Genomic DNA, 20,835 nt, shown 5'->3' on the forward strand with positions numbered 1-20,835 from the left:
AGTACTATTATAGCACATTCACTGTCGTTCTACAAATGACACAGTCTGATTTTTCCTGATTTTCTGCGACTTCTTTACTGAACAGTCGCCCCACTTGCAACTCGATTTGCGATATACTCTTCTGGTTCGTTTTTTAGTAGATTTTCCAAGCCAACATTTTTTAAATATTCGCTTTCGCTTGCCTTTTTAACATCTAGGACTTGAAAATCATAACTTGTTTTCGTTTCAATCTCTGTCTCACTTAAAAGATTGGTTTCAAGACTAAAACCAGGAATTTTTCGAGCTGCTTGAACCGATTCATCCTTGTCTTCTTCTTTCAAAGCACTCTTTGCCTGCTCTAATCCATGTTCTGCAATAAAGTTCTTGAGGTCTTCTGAAGCTTGCCGTTTTTGCTGAATCGTTAAGGTCAAGAACTGTTTGCCCTTATAGGTAATGGTCTGGGTTTGTTGAACCCCATTTTCGTCAGTGGGTAGGACAAGTGTCTTGGTTACTACTGTATTGTTATTGGCATTTTCTAGGACTGGTAGAGTTGATTGGAGAGCTTCTGTTGTTGTATCTTTAGCAGGTTCCGCAGACTCTTTTTTCTGTCCACAGCCAGCTAGCAAAAATAGGAGCGCAACTGTACCGATAACTATCTTCTTCATGTTCGTTTTTCCTTATTTACCTATCAAATAAGGCCAGGAGTCACTCCCAGCCTTTATGTTTTATAGTGCTGCACGTAAACGTGCTTCTGCATTTTCTACATTGCGGACAGAGCGTGGCAAGAAGGCACGAATGTCATCTTCTTTATAGCCAACTTGTAAACGTTTCTCGTCAACAAGAATTGGACTTTTTAGGATACGTGGTGTTTCCATTATTAAGGTGAGCACTTCATTGACACTCAAATCTTCGATATCAACTCCAAGAGCTTTAGCGTAGCGATTCTTTGATGATACAATGCTCGCAATTCCATTGTCTGTTTTTGTTAGAATATCTAATAATTCTTCTCTAGAAATCCCCTCTTTACCGAGGTTTTGTTCTTTATAACTTAACTGGTGGGCATTGAGCCAGGTTTTCGCTTTTTTACAGCTAGTACAACTTGAGACTGTATAAATTTTGATCATGTACCTACCCCTTTCGCTACATGTTACTATCAGTTTATTCTATTATACCATAAAAAACATCCGACTTGCGACCTATTTTTAAAAAAATTTAACTTTTTCCCCAGTTTTCTATCTTTTTTCTTGACAAAAACCGAACTATAACCATTCTTTGTACTTCCTAATGTAAAATTTCTTAATAACTGTGACGCTAAACATGTACAAGAAAATAATACAGGTTAGGAAGAAGAAATAAGGAAGTCCTAATGGAGCTAAACGAAGAATATTTACTAGCGGTCCATAAGGCAGACTAGTTACGAAAATTGCGGCAATCAAGGTTGTCAAAATCACAAGCCAAGCTGGTCTGCTTTGTACAAAAGGAACTTTTGCTGTACGAAGCATATGGATGACCATGGTTTGAGACCACATAGATTCGATGAACCATCCTGTTTGGAACAAGATAATAAACTGAAGGGCAGATTCAGAACCATGAACATAATGATAACCTGTCACCAAAGGAACAATGATAAAGTAGAGGAAGATAAAGGTCAAAATATCAAAGATAGATGATATTGGACCCATCCAAACCATAAATCGAGTAATGGATTTTGCTTCCCATGTATGGGGTTGTTTGAGGAAATCTTGGTCCACATTATCAAATGGCAATGCCACACAAGACAAATCATAAACTAGGTTTAGGACAATGAGATGAACAGGAGCCATTGGTAAAAATGGCAAGAAGATACTTGCAACAAGGAGTGAGAAGATATTCCCAAAGTTTGAACTAACGGTCATCTTGATGTACTTGGTCATGTTGGCGTAGACCTTACGGCCTTCAACGATACCAGTTTCAAGGACCATGAGATCCTTGTCTAGCAAAATAACATCAGCTGTTTCCTTTGCGATATCTACTGCTGTATCAACGGAAATTCCAACATCTGCCACCTTCATAGATGGGGCATCATTAATACCGTCACCCATATAACCAACTCCATGACCATTTCTCTTTAACTGTAGAATGATACGCGCTTTTTGGTCAGGTGACAATTTAGCAAAGACTGTTACTTTTTCAACAACTTCTGCCAATTCTTTGTCTGTCATTTGGTCGATATCAGAGCCTAAGAGCATATGTTCAACATCCAAACCAACCTTTTCACAGATAGCTTGGGTTACTTTTTCGTTATCCCCAGTTAAAATTTTTGTTTTGACACCATGCTCAAGCAGAGCTTGAATAGCGGGTGCTGCAGATGGTTTTGGTGGGTCTAAAAAGGCAAGGTAACCTGTAAGGATCATGTCACTTTCATCCATCACAGCATAGGCATAGTCTTCACGTAGACCTGACTTGTACCCAACACCTAAGACACGCAAACCTTGACGGTTTAATTGCCCTACTTCTGCTAGTACTTCTTGGCGAATGTCTTCGGTTAGGGGAATGATCTCTCCGCGGTACTCCACGTGTGTCGAAATGTTCAACATTTCTTCTAAAGCGCCTTTGGTCACCATACTAACGACATTGGTATCGTCTTTGACGATGACACTCATGCGTCTACGTTCAAAGTCAAATGGAAGTTCATCGATTTTTTGGAAGCTAGTATCCAAATTTTGTAGGATAACATGTTCCTTGGCTTCTTTTTCAGTTCTACTGATGATGGCACGGTCCATCAAGTTTTTCAAACCTGTTTGAAAATGTGAATTTAGATAAGCCCTTCTTAAAACCGCCATATCCAAATCACCATGGATATCCAAGGGATATTCTAAGACAATCTCATCTTGCGTTAGAGTTCCAGTTTTATCCGTACAGAGGATATCGATTGCTCCTAAGTCTTGGATAGCATTGAGTTTTTTGATGACCACCTTTTCCTTGGCCATAATAATAGAACCTTTGGCCAAGCTGGCTGTGATAATCATTGGAAGCATTTCTGGTGTAAGTCCGACACCAACGCTCAAGGCAAATACTCCCGCCTCTAGCCAGTCTCCATCGGTTAAACCATTTGCAAAAAACACAATCGGAACCATGACAAGCATCAAGCGGATCAAGAGCCAGGAAATGCTGTTCATTTCACGTTCAAAAGAAGTTGGCTCATCATAGGTGTTAAGAGTTTGCTCAATAGCTCCCATCATGGTGTCATCACCAACCGCTAGAACCATAGCTGTAGCACTTCCTGAGATAACGTTTGTCCCCATAAAGGCCAAAGATTCTGCTTCTAAGAGGCTATCTACATTTTGACCAGTGGCTTTATTTAAAGCTAGCTTTTCAACTGCATCACTTTCTCCAGTCAAACCTGACTGTTGAACGAAAAAGTCGCGCGATTCGAATAAGATGACATCTGCTGGAATCATATCTCCAGCGCTCAATTTCACGAGGTCTCCCACAACCAACTCATCGATTGGCAACTCTTGTTCAAGACCATCGCGAATAACAGTTGCAGTGTTGACAATCATTTTTGAAAGATTGGTTGTCGCCTTGTCGCTCCGCAACTCTTGGACAAAACGGATGCCTCCTGAAATCAAAACCAAGACAACGATAATAATAGAGGTCGTAGGGTCCTCTTGACCAGGTTTGGCAAGCCAGACGTTTGTAACGAGAGAAATAAAGGCAATCACAAGCAAAATGATTGTGAAAGGATTGATAATGGACTCATAAATCTTTTTAAATATGGAATCCTCTTGACCCTTAGTAATAGTGTTTTCACCATATAGGTCACGGTTTTCTTCGACTTGTTCTTGGTTTAAGCCTTTTAGACTTGTATGGTAAAAAGCTAGACTATCTTTTAATGGAGTTTGAATAGCTGCTGCTAGTCTTTCTTTTGTAGTTTTCATTGGTTTCTCCTATCTGTATAAATGGTGATTTCATACTCAATGAAAATCAAAGAGCAAACTAGGAAACTAGCCACAGGCTGTACTTGAGTACGGCAAGGCGACGTTGACGTGGTTTGAATTTGATTTTCGAAGAGTATCATACACAGAGACCAATCACTTTATAGGGACAGAACGACACAAATCAGCGATTGGCTGTGTATGTGCGGTTCTGGATGATCGTCAATTTGCATCGTTTGTCTCCTTTCTTTGTTTTAAAACAGCAGAAAATCCTGCCATAAAATGGCAGGACTAAAAAACTTATGATCTGTTTTCGTTCAAGCTTTAACTCCATAGGGCAATGTAACGAGCTTAGTCTTGACCTTCGCGACCAGGACTGTTGACCAACGAGTAGTGTCTCCACTGCTTTGCGGTAGTCATCCGTATCCCTATGGTAGCCTCACCTACCGTTTTCGCCTTTCAGTATAAACCTTTAACTAGTAAAAGTCAACGATTTATCTCATTTTTCTTAGATTACGATTAATTCTTTTGGAGCTAGGGTTAATACCTCGCAACCGGTATCTGTAATCAAGATATCATCTTCGATACGAACTCCATATTTACCTTCGATATAAATACCGGGTTCATCAGTCAAGACCATACCCGATTTAATAACTTCTGTAGAAGTTTGGCTAAAGTAAGGTTCTTCGTGGATATCAAGTCCGATACCGTGCCCGATACCGTGAGTAAAGTATTCTCCATAGCCTGCCTCCACAATAATATCACGAGGGATTTTATCAAAGTCACGGAAACCTAAGCCATCCTTAGCTTGGTCAATCAGAGCTTGATTAGCCTTCAAAACGGTGTTGTAAATTTCTGCTTGTTCATCACTAACATGACCTAGGTAGATGGTACGTGTCATATCACTGACATAGTGGTCATAAAGGCACCCAAAATCCATAGTGATTGCTTCGCCTAGTTCTACTGGCTTGTGCATTGGGTGGGCATGGGGTTTAGAAGAGTTGATGCCACTCGCTAGAATGGTATCAAAAGACAAGCCTGCCGCTCCCAGCTCACGCATACGGAAATCAAGGAAATTGGCAATTTCAATCTCTGTCTTACCAGGCTTGATAAATTCAAGGGCATCGTGGAAAGCTTGATCTGAGATTGAACAAGCCTTGCGAATAGTCGCGATCTCTGTCTCATCCTTAATCATACGAAGCGCTTCAACAAACTGTGTCTGTGGAACTAGTTCCAAACCTTCAAAGGCAGTTTGCATGCGATGGTAATAAGAAACTGAAATCTCATCTTCAAACCCGATACGAGAAAGACCCATGTCTTTAGCAATTTTTGCGATAGTAGCCAACTCGTCACGCTCTGCAAAAATCTCAAAACCAGTAACTTCTTGCTTAGCAGCGATAATATAGCGAGCATCTGTCACTAAGACCTGACGGTCACGACTGATAAAGACTGTCCCATTTGAACCCCAAAATCCTGTCAAATAGTAGACATTTTTAAGGTTATTGATAATGATTCCATCTAGTTCTTTTTCTTGCATTTTATCGAGAAATGCTTGCACACGTTTATTCATGATGTAACTTTCCTTTCAAATACTGTCCTGTATAGCTAGCTTCATTGGCCGCTACTTCTTCTGGGGTTCCTGTTGCAATGATGGTACCACCACCGACACCGCCTTCTGGACCTAAGTCGATGATATGGTCTGCTGTTTTGATGACATCTAGATTGTGCTCAATCACGAGAACTGTATTACCATCATCTACAAAGCGAGACAAAACGGTAAGCAGACGAGCGATATCCTCGGTATGAAGACCAGTTGTCGGTTCATCTAGAATGTAGAAGGATTTACCGGTCGAGCGTTTATGGAGCTCACTAGCCAGCTTCATACGCTGCGCTTCTCCACCAGAAAGAGTTGTGGCAGGTTGTCCCAAGGTCACATAACCTAGACCTACATCCTTGATGGTCTGGAGTTTACGTTGAATTTTTGGAATGTGTTTGAAAAATTCCACCGCATCGTTGACAGTCATATCCAAGACTTGCGAGATATTCTTTTCCTTGTAGTGAACTTCTAGGGTCTCACTATTATAACGGGTTCCGTGGCAGACTTCACAAGCTACGTATACGTCTGGCAAGAAGTGCATCTCAATCTTGATAATCCCGTCACCTGAGCAGGCCTCACAGCGACCGCCCTTGACATTAAAACTAAAACGACCCTTCTTATAGCCACGAATCTTGGCTTCATTTGTCTGAGCGAAGAGGTCTCGAATGTCATCAAAGACACCTGTATAGGTTGCAGGATTGGACCTTGGTGTTCTTCCAATAGGACTCTGGTCAATATCAATCAGACGATCGATATGCTCAATTCCTGTAATCGCCTTAAACTTTCCAGGCTTGTCTGAATTGCGATTGAGATTTTGAGCAATGGCTTTTTTGAGAATGCTGTTAATAAGTGTCGACTTCCCTGAGCCAGAGACACCTGTCACCGCAATGAATTTCCCTAGTGGGAAGCGAGCGGTGATATTTTGCAAGTTATTCTCACGCGCACCTGTCACCTCAATAAAGCGACCATTTCCTACACGGCGTTCTGACGGCACTGGAATGACACGTTTTCCTGACAAGTACTGACCTGTGATAGACTTGCTATTGCGAGCTACCTGCTTAGGCGTTCCTGCTGCTACAATCTCTCCACCAAAGACACCTGCACCAGGACCAACGTCAATCAAATAATCTGCCTCACGCATGGTATCTTCATCATGTTCTACTACAATGAGAGTATTCCCTAAATCACGCATCTTTTTCAGACTGGCAATCAGACGGTCATTGTCCCTCTGGTGAAGACCGATGGACGGCTCGTCTAGGATATAAAGCACTCCTGAGAGATTGGAACCAATCTGGGTTGCCAAGCGAATACGCTGACTCTCCCCTCCTGATAGGGTTCCTGCCGAACGAGAAAGTGTCAGATAGTTGAGTCCGACATTATTGAGGAAGGTCAAGCGGTCTTTGATTTCTTTAAGAATAGGACGAGCGATGATAGCTTCATTTTCAGATAGGCTTAGTTGATCAATAACCTCCAAATGGTCTGCGATGGAGAGGTCTGAAATTTCTCCAATATGAGGGGCTTTCTCTCCTCCTACACGAACGGATAAGGCCTGATCGTTGAGGCGATAACCGTGACAAGTGCCACAAGTTAGCTCATTCATATAAAGACGCATCTGTGTGCGGGTGTAGTCACTATTGGTTTCATGGTAGCGTCGCTTAATATTCCCTATAACACCTTCAAAGGGAATGTCAATATCACGAACTCCGCCGAATTCATTTTCATAGTGGAAATGGAATTCCTTACCATCTGAACCATAGAAAATGAGATTCTTATCCTCCTCTGACAAGGCCTCAAAAGGAGTATCCATGTCCACTCCAAAGGCTGTCATAGCTTGTTCCAGCATATTTGGATAATAGTTAGAAGAGATAGGGTTCCAAGGTGCTAATGCTCCCTCACGAAGGGTCTTGCTAGCATCTGGTACGACTAAGTCCGTATCAACCTCTAGCTTGATCCCCAAACCATCACACTCACTACATGAACCAAACGGTGCATTGAAAGAGAAGAGACGAGGTTCTAGTTCCGGAACTGTAAAGCCGCAAACTGGACAAGCATAGTGTTCTGAAAAAAGCAACTCTGAATCATCCATAGTATCGATGACCACATAACCTTCTGCGATACGAAGGGCTGCTTCGATGGAGTCAAAGAGACGACTACGGATACCTTCCTTGATGATAATACGGTCTACCACCACATCGATTGTATGTTGTTTATTCTTTTCAAGTTCAGGAACTTCGGTCACATCGTATACAACCCCATCGACACGGACACGAACATAACCATCCTTTTGAATTTTTTCAATTAGCGTCTTATGTTGCCCTTTTTTCTTACGAATAACAGGAGCCAAAATCTGCAGACGCTGGCGCTCTGGCAACTCCAAAACCTTGTCGACAATCTGCTCTACAGACGAAGCCTTGATAGCCCCATGCCCATTGATACAATAGGGTGTTCCTACACGAGCATAGAGGAGACGTAGATAATCGTTGATTTCCGTCGTTGTCCCAACCGTTGAGCGAGGGTTTTTACTAGTCGTTTTCTGGTCAATAGAAATGGCAGGGCTGAGACCATCGATAGAGTCCACATCTGGTTTTTCCATATTGCCCAAAAACTGACGAGCATAAGCTGACAGACTTTCAACGTAGCGACGTTGCCCTTCTGCATACAGGGTATCAAAGGCAAGACTCGACTTGCCCGAACCCGACAGCCCCGTCACCACAACTAGCTTGTCACGTGGAATTTCCACGTCAATATTTTTTAAATTATGGGCGCGTGCCCCATGGATGACAATCTTATCTTGCATGTTACTTCTTTCTAGTCCATTGTTGCTTTCCATTATACCAAAAAAAGTGAAATTCTATTACCAAAAAAGCCGAATTTGTAGTATAATAGTACGGTGCTAAAAATCACTTAAACACAGAATAGATTAGGAAAGGATAGGAGATATGAAACAAGTCTTTCTCTCAACAACAACTGAATTTAAAGAGATCGATACGCTCCAGCCGGGCACTTGGATCAATCTCGTCAATCCTACCCAGAGCGAATCGATGGAAATTGCTTCTGCTTTTGATATTGATATCGCTGACCTCCGTGCACCACTCGATGCGGAAGAAATGTCTCGTATTACCATTGAAGATGAATACACTCTGATTATCGTAGACGTTCCCATTACCGAGGAGAGAAATAACCGTATCTACTATGTAACTATTCCCTTGGGGATTATCATCACAGAGGAGGCTATCATTACCACTTGTTTGGAGCCTCTCCCACTTCTAGATGTCTTTATCAATCGGAGACTTCGGAATTTCTATACCTTTATGCGTTCTCGCTTTATCTTTCAAATCCTCTACCGCAACGCTGAAATTTATCTGACAGCCCTTCGTTCAATTGAGCGTAAGAGTGAGCAAATCGAAACCCAACTTCACAAATCTACTCGAAATGAAGAATTGATTGAACTCATGGAGTTGGAAAAGACCATCGTCTACTTCAAGGCCTCTCTCAAGACAAACGAGCGCGTGATTAAAAAATTGACCAGCGCAACTAGCAATATTAAGAAATACCTTGAAGACGAAGACTTACTTGAAGATACCTTGATTGAAACGCAACAGGCCATCGAGATGGCGGATATCTATGGAAACGTCCTTCACTCTATGACAGAGACCTTTGCCTCTATCATTTCAAACAACCAGAACAATATCATGAAAACCTTGGCCCTCGTGACCATCGTTATGTCTATCCCGACTATGATTTTCTCAGCTTACGGAATGAACTTTAAGGACAATGAAATCCCTTTAAACGGAGAACCGCACGCTTTCTGGCTCATCGTTTTTATCGCCTTTGCTATGAGTGTTTCTCTCACTCTTTACCTCATCCATAAAAAATGGTTCTAAACAGGAGTTATTATGTCACAGATTGATTTAAAAGAATTAACAAAGAAAAACCAGGAATTTATCCATATTGCAACCCAGCAATTTCTCAAGGACGGGAAAACCGATGCCGAAATCAAGGCTATCCTTGAAGAAGTGATTCCTCATATCCTTGAGGAGCAACCAAAAGGAGTGACAGCTCGTTCTATCTACGGAGCACCAACTCACTGGGCTCATAGTTTCAGCGAAAAAGAGCAATACGAAAAAGAACATCCAAAAGAAAACGACGATCCAAAATTGATGATGTTGGATTCAGCCCTTTTCATCACAGGATTATTTGCAGTAGTTAGCGCCTTGATGAGCTTCTTCTCAAACCAACCTGTGGCCTACGGATTGGTAACACTTATCAGTGTAGGGGCCTTTGGTGGAGTTGCCTTTTACCTTCTCTATCACTTCATTTACCGCTACTACGGACCAGATACTGACCGTAGCCAACGCCCACCATTCTGGAAATCACTTTTGGTTATGTTAGCAACCATGTTTGCCTGGGTCTTCATCCTCTTCTTGAGTAACTTCCTTCCACAAGCCATCAACATCAGCCTCCCACCTCTTGTTTTGTTGGTCATTGGAGGAGCTCTCCTTGCCCTACGTTTCTACCTCAAAAAACGTTTCAACATTAAGAGCGCAAGTGCAGGACCAGCTAGATATTAAGATAAACAATAAAAGTAGTGTGTTTTGTAGACAGACTACTTTTTTTGTAGTTCCAAATCATTTTTCGATTCTCAAAAGAAGTAAACACATTTTCTAATAACATTCTAATGTAAAGTCTTCCCTTGGAATCCCGAGGTTTTATCCTTGAATCCAAGTTGTTTTTCTGTTATACTAATAAAGTAATAAGGAGAAATATATATGACTAAACAGAGAATTAATCAAATTGTTGGTTCAATTGGTGCCTTTATCGGGATTATTGTATTTATAGCCTACATCCCCCAAATTTTTGCCAATTTACAAGGAAATAAAGCTCAACCATTTCAACCTTTATCAGCAGCAGTCTCTTGCTTAATCTGGGTCATTTATGGATGGACAAAAGAGCCTAAGAAAGACTGGATTCTAATCATTCCAAACTCGGCTGGGGTTATCCTTGGCGGACTGACCTTCCTTACTGCTCTATAAGAATGCAACTAATATAAAAAGAAAAAGCAACCACATCGAGCGGTTGCTTTTTTATGTTTATTAAGACAGGGCTAAACTGATAAAGGAGAGGCTGTTCATTATCATATGGACGACCAAGGGATAGTAGATATTTTCTTTTTCTTTCACATAGATGATAGACAAGGCAAGGCCACCACCTAGGTATACGACTGCACCAATCCACTCTGATAAACTTACATTATGCATATGAGTCAGAGCAAAGACAAGTCCTACCAGAAGAATGCTTAGCCAAGTTGACAGTTTTTTCTGCAGGTAATGCAATAAGAGCTGACGGAAAAAGAGCTCTTCCACCAAAGGTCCGATGATGCAGGCGAAAACGGCTATCAGTAATGGTTGCTCTTGAAAGGTGCTTTGAATATTAGACTGATTTAGACCTTGTCCGTCTAGCGCCAAAAACTGCCTCAACATTCCTGATATAAAGTCAAAGGCAACCGTCATCAGAATGAGAAAGAGCCAGCCTTTTAAAACGCCAAAGAAGAATTTTCTTTTAGTCTTTCTAATCTCATTCCATTGTTGAATCAATCTATCCTTGAACAAGAAAGAGCCATATAGAGCTAATACTACATAGAGTAGATATTGTAGATAATTCTCAATGGCAGATGGCATCACAGAAGCCAGCAATTTATCACCATCAAACACAAAAAGAACTGTATAGAGAATACCAAAACCAAGGATTCCCTTATATTTGTTAGACATCATTTAAGACCCTTCCATTCACAATCATTCTCATGGTCATCAACCAGACCTGCAGCCTGTAGAAAAGACAAGACAGCAACTGGCCCAGTGAACTTAAAGCCTCGTTTTTTGAAATCTTTGGATAATTTCTCAGATAGAGCTGTTTTGGCAGGCGCTTGGCTGTAGTCAGGTACATCATTCACAATCGTCTTCCCACCGACCAAAGACCAAAGATAAGCATCAAAAGAACCATAGTCTGCCTGCACTTGTAGAAAGGCCTGAGCGTTGGCACGTGTCGCAAAAATCTTAGCTCGATTTCGGATGATCGCTACATTGTCCATTAAAGCTTCCAATTCGGTGTCAGTCATCTCTGCGACTGCTTGAATTTGATAGCCATAAAAGGCTTCTCGGAAAGCTTGACGTTTATTGAGTACTGTTTCCCAAGATAGCCCTGCCTGATAAGTTTCCATACAGAGTAACTCAAAAAGGGCTTGGTCGTCATGTAAGGGGTGACCCCACTCTTCATCATGGTAGGCTACATATAGAGGGTTGTTCATTTTAACCCAGCCACAGCGTTTTGGCATATAAATCTCCTATTTCACCAACATCTTAAGAGCAGACTTGATATAGTTCTCTGCTGTATCTGTCGTACCTTCAAAGAATTTCTTAATTTTCTTGAGCTCTGTTGCCTTGTAGCCCAGTGCCAACATGGCTTCCATAGCTTCTTCCAGTTCTTGGTTGTCACTGCTAGACGTAACTGCAGCCTTAGCAGGGAGATCGTCTCCTGCCACAACAACTTTCCCTTCTAAGTCCAAGACCATCTGTTGGGCTGTTTTCTTACCGATTTTAGGGAATTTGGTCAAGTAGGTGATGTTCTTAGTCTCAATGGCTTGAACGAGGCCTGCATTGTCATCAGCTGCGATGATGGCAAGAGCGGAAACAGGACCAATGCCTGATACAGAAATCAAACTGAGAAAGAGTTTCTTCTCGTCTTCTGAACGAAAACCGTAAAGTAGATGAGCATCTTCACGTACAACTTGATGCACATAGATTTGTGCTTCTTGGTTGACTTGTCCTGAGTAGGCATAAGGGTTAGCTACATGCAGGATGTAGCCGATACCGTTAGCTTCTAGAACGATGTATTTAGCAGTGATTTTGGTAATAATACCCTTTAGATATTCGTACATAATTTTCCCTTCAATTTATACTCAATGAAAATCAAGTCTAAACTAGGAAGCTAACCGTAGGCATAACTTGAGTTAGGCAAGGTAAAGCTGACGAGGTTTAGAGAGATTTTCGAAGAGTATTAGTATTTTCCTAGCTCTCGTAGGCTTGTGTGATTTTCCTGAATGCGACGGAACATTTTTTCCATGTCTGACTTGGTAAAGTGAACCAAAACAGGACGTCCGTGTGGACAGTTATAGGGGTTGTCACATTGAGAGAGCTGATAGAGGAGTTGTCTAGCCGAGTGGTCATCAATACGATGGTTGGCCTTGATGGACCGCTTGCAGGACATCATAATCGCTAGTTCAGCTCGGTATTTCTTGATCGAAACTTCCTTGGTCAAGAGGAGCATGTCGCACATCTCATAGATTCCAGACTCGATTTCCTCCTCTGCCATCCAAATAGGATGTTCACGCAAGATAAATTGATTCTCCCCGTACTCTGCTAGAAAGACGCCAACTTCCTCTAAGAGAGGCATTCTTTCCTTGAGACGAAGGGCATCATCCGCAGGAAACTCAAATATATAGGGCACTAGGAGTTGCTGCTGGCTCTGGTCAACATTGTCAATGCTCTCACGGTACTCCTCATACTTAACCCGTTCCTGAGCCGCATGCTGATCTATGATGTAAAGCCCATCTCGACCTTGGGCAAAGAGGTAGGTCCCGTGCATTTGCCCGAAAAATTCCAACTCTGGGAAGCTTGAAGATTCTTCCCGCTCCAATTTGTCATAAGCCTTATCAAGACTAGCCAGGTCTAGCTCTGGATGGTCTAGTTGGTCATAGCTAGCTGGCTTTCTCTCTGCAAAATGCAGTTTAGCTGGTTTGGTTATCTGGTCTAAAGTTTCCTTAGCAAACAGATTCAAATCCTGTCTTTCTTCCGTCAGATTCACCTGATGGTCTGCCACCTCAGCTTGTGTCGGTCTGGTCGGTTCATTTTTTTCATAATAGAGCGTATTTTCTCTCAGTGGCAAAGTCGTTTGCTCTACTTTTTCACGATTGCGAACAGTAGATTTTGCCAGATTTTCCAAGGCATCTGGAATCAAGGTCTGTTCCTTGAGACTCTTTGCAATAGCTTCTGAAACCAGCGCCATTAGTTCTCTTTCCTTGGAAATCCGCACCTCTTGCTTGGTTGGATGCACATTGACATCTGCTAGATAAGGATCAATATGGATGTGAATAACAGCCAGCGGAAAACGCCCCACCATGAGCTTGCTACCGTATCCATCTAAAATGGCACGATTGAGCAAGAAGTTTTTGATATAACGGCCATTGATAAAAAGGCTGATGTAGTTACGATTAGCCCGTGTCAATTCCGGCAATGAGACAAAGCCTGAAATTTCAAAGTCTAGGTCAGCATTCTCAATCTCAACCATTTTTTTAGCACTGGCTAAACCATAAATTCCAGCAATGGCTTGACGCAGTTGACCCGTACCAGCTGTTCGTGTCATTTCCTTGCCATCACTAATCAGGCTAAAAGAAATCTCAGGATGGGCTAGCCCCAGACGATTGACAATATCAATGATATGAGACAACTCTGCCTGCTGGCTCTTCATATACTTGAGACGGGCTGGTGTGTTGAAAAAGAGATCTTCCACACAAACCTTAGTCCCCACAGGACTGGTCGCTGGAATGATTTCCTCAACTTGACCCCCACGAGCCACTAGCTTGGTCCCGTGACTAGCACCGTCCACCGCTGTCAACAAAGTCAAAACACTGACAGAAGCAATAGAAGGCAGAGCTTCACCACGAAAACCAAGGGTCCGAATCCGAAAAAGATCCGCTTGATTCTTAATCTTACTGGTCGCATGACGGCGGAGGGCCAACTCTACTTCGTCGTGGGCAATCCCGTGACCATTATCTGTGATTTGGATCTTCTTAAGCCCAGCTTCTTCAATCTCTACGATAATCTGGTTAGAGCCAGCATCAATGGCGTTTTCAACTAGTTCCTTGACTACACTAGCAGGGCGTTCGATTACTTCTCCTGCCGCGATTTGATTGGCCAAGACTTCTGGCAATTCAATAATATGAGACATCTTTCAGCCCCTTTCTTAACGATTTTTATCTATTTCTCTGAAAATAAGCTAGTGCTATTATACCATATTTCGCTCGTTTCCAAAAAAGTCCGAGTAGCAACTTTCTTCCCGATTTTACTAGGTTATTTGCCAAGTTTGTGGTAAAATAGGTAGAAATAATATTTTAAAAAGGAGAAAAGACACATGCACATTTTTGATGAGCTAAAAGAGCGTGGTTTGATTTTTCAAACGACTGATGAAGAAGCTTTGCGTAAAGCCCTAGAAGAAGGTCAAGTTTCTTATTATACTGGCTACGATCCAACTGCTGACAGCCTTCACCTAGGTCACCTTGTCGCAATCTTGACAAGTCGTCGTTTGCAGTTAGCAGGTCACAAACCATATGCGCTCGTTGGCGGTGCTACAGGTCTCATTGGAGATCCGTCCTTCAAAGATGCTGAGCGTAGTCTCCAAACAAAAGACACAGTAGATGGCTGGGTCAAGTCTATCCAAGGACAACTTTCTCGCTTTCTTGACTTTGAAAATGGGGAAAATAAAGCTGTCATGGTCAACAACTACGACTGGTTTGGCAGCATCAGCTTCATTGACTTCCTCCGTGATATCGGAAAATACTTCACTGTCAACTACATGATGAGCAAGGAGTCTGTAAAGAAACGGATTGAAACAGGGATTTCTTACACTGAGTTTGCCTACCAAATCATGCAAGGTTATGACTTCTTTGTCCTCAACCAAGATCACAATGTTACCCTTCAAATCGGTGGTTCTGACCAATGGGGAAACATGACAGCTGGCACTGAGTTGCTTCGTCGTAAGGCTGACAAGACTGGTCATGTTATTACTGTCCCACTGATTACAGACGCAACTGGTAAGAAATTTGGTAAATCAGAAGGGAATGCTGTTTGGCTCAACCCTGAAAAGACTTCTCCATACGAAATGTACCAATTCTGGATGAACGTCATGGATGCTGACGCTGTTCGCTTCTTGAAGACTTTTACTTTCTTGTCATTAGACGAGATTGAAGACATCCGTAAACAATTCGAAGCAGCACCACACGAACGCTTGGCTCAAAAAGTCCTCGCTCGTGAAGTTGTGACTCTTGTCCACGGAGAAGAAGCTTACAAAGAAGCCCTTAACATCACTGAACAACTCTTTGCAGGAAATATCAAAAACTTGTCTGTCAAAGAACTCAAACAAGGACTTCGTGGCGTGCCAAACTACCAAGTACAAGCAGACGAAAATCACAACATCGTTGAACTTCTTGTATCTTCTGGCGTGGTTAACTCAAAACGCCAAGCCCGTGAAGACGTACAAAACGGTGCTATCTACGTCAACGGCGACCGTATCCAAGACCTTGAATATGTCTTGAGTGACGCAGATAAGTTAGAGAACGAACTCACTGTTATCCGCCGTGGTAAGAAAAAATACTTCGTCCTTACATATTAAAAAACAGACTGGAGGCATTTGCTATCCAGTCCTTTTTTTGCTAGACTAAAACTATGAATACAAACCTCAAACCCAAACTCCAGCGTTTTGCTTCTGCGACTGCCTTTGCCTGTCCTATCTGCCAAGAAAATCTGACCTTGGTAGAGTCTAGCCTCAAGTGTAGCAACCGCCATTCTTTTGACCTAGCAAAATTCGGCTATGTCAATCTAGCACCGCAAATCAAACAATCGGCCAACTACGACAAGGAAAACTTTCAAAATCGCCAGCAAATTCTAGAAGCTGGCTTTTATCAGGCTATCTTAGAAGGTATCTCCGACTTACTAGCCACTAAACCATCCGCAAAAACTGTCTTGGACATCGGTTGTGGCGAAGGCTTCTACTCTCGTAAACTCCAAGAAAGTCACTCTGATAAAACCTTTTACGCCTTTGACATTTCAAAAGACTCAGTCCAAATCGCTGCTAAAAGTGAACCCAACTGGGCAGTCAATTGGTTTGTTGGCGACCTGGCTCGTCTTCCTATAAAAGACGCTAGCATGGATATCCTGCTTGATATCTTTTCGCCTGCCAACTATGGTGAATTTCGCCGCGTTTTATCCCAAAACGGTATCTTAATTAAGGTCATTCCAACTGAAAATCATCTCAAGGAAATCCGTCAAGTGGTACAGGAGCAACTAACAAAGAAGGACTATTCCAACCAAGATATCAAGGAACATTTCCAGGAACATTTCAGCATCCAATCTAGTCAGATAGCTTCCCTGACCAAGTCCATCACCGCAGAGCAACGCCAATCCCTGCTTAGCATGACTCCTCTACTCTTTCACGTTGACCAAAGCAAGATTGACTGGAGCCAGTTAACTGAGATTACCATCGAAGCAGAGATTCTAGTCGGAAAAGCACTGTAAATTAGTTTAAATATGAAAAAACGCATCTATTAAAGATGCGTTTTTGTTTAATCTTAGTTCAAGTGCCAGATGTCTTCGTTGTACTGAGCGATTGTACGGTCAGATGAGAAGAATCCTGCTTTAGCAATGTTGACGATCACTTTATCCAACCATGCATCACGGTCTTCGTAATCAGCAAGCATTTGCTCTTTAACTTTGATGTAGTCTTCCAAGTCAAGAAGAGTCATGAACCAGTCTTTGTTGATCAATTCGTTGTAAAGACGTTCCAAGCGTTCTTTCTTACCAACTGCAAGAACAGCGTCACTCACGATGAAGTCAACCAATGGTTTGATAGCTTCACGTGCGTAGAATTCACTTGATTTGTATGCTGATTTCGCGTAAAGGTCGATAACAGTTTCTGAATCTTCACCAAAGATGTAGATGTTTTCGTCTCCAACCAACTCAGCGATTTCCACGTTAGCCCCGTCCATAGTACCAAGAGTCAAAGCTCCGTTCAACATGAATTTCATGTTACCAGTACCTGAAGCTTCTTTAGAAGCAAGTGAGATTTGTTCTGAGATGTCACATGCTGGGATCAAGAAGCTTGCTGCAGTAACGTTGTAGTTTTCAACCATAACCACTTGCAAGTGTGGAGCTACTGCTGGGTCGTTTGCAATCACTTCTGACAAGCAAAGGATCAAGTGGATGATGTCTTGAGCGATAGTGTAGGCAGGAGCTGCTTTACCACCAAAGAATACTGTGATTGGACGAGCAGGGATATTACCAGCCTTGATGTCCAAGTATTTGTGGATCACATACAAAGCGTTCATTTGTTGACGTTTGTATTCGTGAAGACGTTTGATTTGGATATCAAAGATAGAGTTTGTATTGATTTCCACACCTTGGTGCTCTTTCAAGTGACGAGCCAATTTACGTTTGTTGTGAGCTTTAATGCTTTCCAATTTTTCTTTGACAGCAGCCTTGTCTTCGTAAGAAAGAAGGTCTTCCAATTTAGAAGCTTCATGGTGCCATTCACGTCCAAGGATCTCATCCAAGTAGTGAGACAAGCTTGGGTTAGCATGCATGAGCCAACGACGGAATGTGATACCGTTTGTTTTGTTGTTGAATTTTTCTGGGTAGATGTCGTAGAAAGCTTTCAACTCTGAGTTCTTCAAGATTTCAGTGTGAAGAGCTGCAACCCCGTTTACGCTGTATCCGTAGTGGATATCCATGTGAGCCATATGAACACGTCCGCTCTCATCGATGATTTGAACAGCTGGGTCTTTGTATTCTGCTTTAACACGACGGTCCAATTCTTTGATGATTGGTACCAAGTGAGGAACCACTTCTTCCAAGAATTCAAGAGGCCATTTTTCAAGGGCTTCAGCAAGGATTGTGTGGTTTGTGTAGGCAGTCATGCCACGAACGATAGAGATTGCTTCATCAAGTTCGATGCCACGTTCAGTCAAAAGACGGATCAATTCAGGAATCACCATTGATGGGTGAGTATCGTTGATTTGTACAACTGCGTAATCAGCAAGGTCATGCAAGTTGCTTCCTTTTTCGATGGCTTCATCGATGATCAATTGAGCACCATTTGAAACCATGAAGTATTGTTGGAAGATACGGAGCAATTCACCTTGTTTGTCGCTATCGTCTGGGTAAAGGAAAAGAGTCAAGTTGCGAGCGATGTCTGTCTTATCAAAGTTAATGCCATCTTCAATGATAGATGAATCAACTGAATCCAAGTCAAACAAACGCAAGCGGTTTTTCGTAGCTGTTTTGTAACCAGGTACATCGATATCGTAAAGAGTAGATGTCAATGTAAAGTGTGCAAATGGTACTTGGTAGCTACGGCTTGAACGAACCAACCAGTTTTGGTCAGTCAACCAAGCGTTAGGAATTGTTTCTTGTTGGTTGTTTTTAAGAACTTGTTGGAAAAGACCAAAGTGGTAGTTCAAACCAACACCGTCACCGTTCAATCCAAGTGTAGCGATTGAGTCGATAAAGCAGGCTGCCAAACGTCCCAAACCACCATTACCAAGCGATGGTTCCAATTCTACTTCTTCGATTTCGATCAACTCTTTACCTGCGTCAGCAAGTTCTTTTTTAACTTCGTCATAAAGACCAAGGTTAATCAAGTTGTTAGACAAGAGTTTACCAATCAAGAACTCAGCTGAGATATAGTAAACTTTTTTCTTACCAGTGTTCACTGGTTTTTGGCTGCTTGCAAGTTTGCTGTAGTTAAGAAGAGCAAGGTAAAGCTCTTCGTTGCTACATTCTGCGATAGATTTATTGTAACGATTTTGTACAAATTCTTTTAATGGTAACATTTTTTGTGTCTCCTGATAATGTCTTATTTCTTTAATTCTACCAAATTTTCATTGATTCGGCGATAAATTGTAGTCAAGTCAAGCAAAGTTTCTTCTACAGCAGGAGTCAATTGATCCTCTGTCATACGCCATGACCAGTTTCCACCAAGAGTAGATGGGAAGTTCATACGAGCTGAACCATCCAACTCTAGCAAATCTTGCATAGTAGCGATAGTCATAAAGCTTACTGATGAGAAGGCTGTACGAAGCATAGCATGTACTACTGTTTCATATTCCTTGCGGTTTGTGTAACGTGCCATGTACTCACGAGTTGGATCGTCGATTTCATTGCGATACCAACCAAGAACAGTGTTGTTATCGTGTGTTCCTGTGTACATAACTGAGTTGGCTGGTGCCAAGTGTGGACTGTCGATACTTTCGTGCTCTGGGTTGAAGGCAAATTGAAGGACTTTCATTCCTGGGAATCCAGTGCGTTCACGTAGTTCGATAACTTCGTCAGTCATGAATCCAAGGTCTTCTGCGATGATGTTCAAGTCACCAAGTTCCTCTTTCACCGCTGCAAAGAGTTTGTAGTCAGGTCCTTTCACCCATTTACCAGGTGCTGCTGTTTCAGAACCAGCAGGAATTTCCCAGTAAGACTCAAATCCACGGAAGTGGTCGATACGAACGATATCGTAGATTTTGAAGCTTTCACGCAAGCGTTCAATCCACCATTTGTAACCATCTTTGTCCATAGCTTCCCAGTCATAGATTGGGTTACCCCAGAGCTGACCAGTAGCAGAGAATTCATCTGGTGGGCATCCTGCGATGCAAGTCGCCTTACCGTTGACATCTGTCTTGAAGAGATGTGGATTTGCCCACATATCGCTTGAATCTTCCGCTACATAGATAGGCATATCTCCGACAATCTCGATGTGATTTTCGTTAGCGTATGCTTTCAATTTCAACCATTGTTGGAAGAAAAGGTATTGGGTTACGCGGTGGTAAACAAGCTTGTCAGCTAATTTCTCACGGTAGCTTTCAAGAGTTGAAGCTTTACGAGCACGAGCATCTGCATCTGGCCATTCTGTCCAAGCAAGATTATCAAAATGCTCCTTGATAGCCATATACTCTGCAAATAGTTCAAGCCATGATTGATTTTCTTGAGCAAATTTTTCGAAGTCTTTGACAGCTCCGACTTCAAGGAAACGTTTGACAGCTTTCTCTAGAAGTGGACGACGTGCATAGTAGATTTTAGCGTAGTCAACTTCAATTGGGTTGCTACCAAAATCAACACCTTCAAGATCTCTTGTTTCCAACAATCCTTGCTCCACCAAAATATCAAGGTCGATAAAATGAGTGTTTCCAGCAAAGGCTGAGAATGATTGGTATGGAGAATCTCCATAGCTAGTTGTTCCCAAAGGAAGGATTTGCCAGTAGCGTTGCTTAGTGCGAACCAAGAAGTCAACGAAATCATAGGCGCTTTGACCAAATGATCCGATTCCGTATGCTCCTGGAAGTGATGAGATGTGCATCAACACACCGCTTTGACGTTTTTTCATATTAGCACCTCAAGTGTTTATATTGTTAATTATTTCAATTTTTGCGCAAACGTTTGCGCTAAGTCAAGTATACCCCATTTCTAAAATAAATGCAAGCGTTTGTAAAAAAAACTTTTTCACTACTTTTTATTTCCGAAATCGGAA

At 42.1% G+C, this 20,835-nt stretch carries 16 protein-coding genes and 1 riboswitch; of the genes, 5 read left to right on the forward strand and 11 right to left on the reverse strand.

The genetic code is table 11. The features are described 5' to 3' along the window. Positions 1–74: 74 nt before the first annotated feature. The 5 genes from ACLNCS_RS06480 to uvrA form a co-directional block, all read right to left on the reverse strand. Positions 75–644, reverse strand: coding sequence for an SP0191 family lipoprotein (locus tag ACLNCS_RS06480; protein WP_424847853.1), 570 nt, complete (start codon positions 642–644; stop codon positions 75–77). 60 nt (positions 645–704) lie between these two features. Continuing rightward, the gene (gene spx, locus ACLNCS_RS06485) at positions 705–1,103 is read right to left on the reverse strand and encodes a transcriptional regulator Spx (RefSeq protein ID WP_006149601.1); all 399 of its coding nucleotides are present in this window, start codon (positions 1,101–1,103) and stop codon (positions 705–707) included. 135 nt (positions 1,104–1,238) lie between these two features. Beyond that, positions 1,239–3,899: a magnesium-translocating P-type ATPase gene (gene mgtA / locus ACLNCS_RS06490; RefSeq protein WP_424847855.1), complete on the reverse strand. Its 2,661-nt coding sequence runs from the start codon at positions 3,897–3,899 to the stop codon at positions 1,239–1,241. Between the two features lie 298 nt (positions 3,900–4,197). Continuing rightward, positions 4,198–4,351: riboswitch (M-box (ykoK) riboswitch) on the reverse strand. Positions 4,352–4,404: 53 nt separating this feature from the next. After that, entirely contained in the window at positions 4,405–5,466 is a 1,062-nt protein-coding gene (locus ACLNCS_RS06495) for a M24 family metallopeptidase (RefSeq protein ID WP_424847857.1), read from the reverse strand. Beyond that, a complete protein-coding gene (gene uvrA, locus ACLNCS_RS06500; protein ID WP_424847859.1) occupies positions 5,459–8,290 on the reverse strand; it encodes an excinuclease ABC subunit UvrA in 2,832 nt (943 codons plus the stop codon). The genes ACLNCS_RS06495 and uvrA overlap by 8 nt, the downstream gene beginning before the upstream one ends. Before the next feature lie 142 nt (positions 8,291–8,432). On the opposite strand from uvrA, the gene ACLNCS_RS06505 reads away from it, so the two are divergent. From ACLNCS_RS06505 to ACLNCS_RS06515, 3 genes are all read left to right on the forward strand, one after another. After that, positions 8,433–9,377, forward strand: a complete 945-nt coding sequence (locus tag ACLNCS_RS06505) for a magnesium transporter CorA family protein (protein WP_036758156.1) — start codon at positions 8,433–8,435, stop codon at positions 9,375–9,377. A 12-nt stretch (positions 9,378–9,389) separates the two neighbouring features. After that, on the forward strand, positions 9,390–10,064 hold the full coding sequence (locus ACLNCS_RS06510; protein ID WP_006146142.1) for a DUF1129 domain-containing protein: 675 nt from the start codon (positions 9,390–9,392) through the stop codon (positions 10,062–10,064). Between the two features lie 198 nt (positions 10,065–10,262). Next, positions 10,263–10,526 (forward strand): SemiSWEET family transporter, encoded by a 264-nt coding sequence (locus ACLNCS_RS06515; protein WP_004250486.1) that lies wholly within the window; start codon positions 10,263–10,265, stop codon positions 10,524–10,526. A gap of 60 nt (positions 10,527–10,586) precedes the next feature. Here ACLNCS_RS06515 and ACLNCS_RS06520 read toward each other — a convergent pair whose 3' ends face one another. The 4 genes from ACLNCS_RS06520 to mutL all read right to left on the reverse strand — a co-directional run bounded on the left by ACLNCS_RS06520 (position 10,587) and on the right by mutL (position 14,496). Further along, positions 10,587–11,264 (reverse strand): lysostaphin resistance A-like protein, encoded by a 678-nt coding sequence (locus ACLNCS_RS06520; RefSeq protein WP_424847863.1) that lies wholly within the window; start codon positions 11,262–11,264, stop codon positions 10,587–10,589. Continuing rightward, entirely contained in the window at positions 11,261–11,824 is a 564-nt protein-coding gene (locus ACLNCS_RS06525) for a DNA-3-methyladenine glycosylase I (protein WP_424847865.1), read from the reverse strand. Before ACLNCS_RS06525 ends, ACLNCS_RS06520 begins: the two co-directional genes overlap by 4 nt. A gap of 9 nt (positions 11,825–11,833) precedes the next feature. Next, positions 11,834–12,427 carry a Holliday junction branch migration protein RuvA gene (ruvA, locus tag ACLNCS_RS06530; RefSeq protein ID WP_424847867.1) on the reverse strand — a complete coding sequence of 198 codons (594 nt, stop codon included), beginning with the start codon at positions 12,425–12,427 and terminating at the stop codon, positions 11,834–11,836. Between the two features lie 119 nt (positions 12,428–12,546). Continuing rightward, positions 12,547–14,496, reverse strand: coding sequence for a DNA mismatch repair endonuclease MutL (gene mutL / locus ACLNCS_RS06535; protein ID WP_424847869.1), 1,950 nt, complete (start codon positions 14,494–14,496; stop codon positions 12,547–12,549). Positions 14,497–14,679: 183 nt separating this feature from the next. Between mutL and tyrS the strand changes: the two genes are divergently transcribed. Then, a complete protein-coding gene (tyrS, locus tag ACLNCS_RS06540) occupies positions 14,680–15,936 on the forward strand; it encodes a tyrosine--tRNA ligase (RefSeq protein WP_424847871.1) in 1,257 nt (418 codons plus the stop codon). 53 nt (positions 15,937–15,989) lie between these two features. Beyond that, entirely contained in the window at positions 15,990–16,838 is an 849-nt protein-coding gene (locus ACLNCS_RS06545) for a putative RNA methyltransferase (RefSeq protein ID WP_424847873.1), read from the forward strand. Between the two features lie 53 nt (positions 16,839–16,891). On the opposite strand, the gene glgP is transcribed toward ACLNCS_RS06545, so the two are convergent. Together glgP and malQ are read right to left on the reverse strand one after the other, a co-directional pair. Continuing rightward, positions 16,892–19,150, reverse strand: coding sequence for a glycogen/starch/alpha-glucan family phosphorylase (glgP, locus tag ACLNCS_RS06550; RefSeq protein WP_424847875.1), 2,259 nt, complete (start codon positions 19,148–19,150; stop codon positions 16,892–16,894). Positions 19,151–19,173: 23 nt separating this feature from the next. Further along, on the reverse strand, positions 19,174–20,691 hold the full coding sequence (gene malQ, locus ACLNCS_RS06555) for a 4-alpha-glucanotransferase (RefSeq protein ID WP_424847877.1): 1,518 nt from the start codon (positions 20,689–20,691) through the stop codon (positions 19,174–19,176). Positions 20,692–20,835 lie beyond the last annotated feature (144 nt).

This window comes from Streptococcus sp. CL9.43, assembly GCF_049737935.1.
Classification (GTDB): Bacteria; Bacillota; Bacilli; order Lactobacillales; family Streptococcaceae; genus Streptococcus; species Streptococcus infantis_I.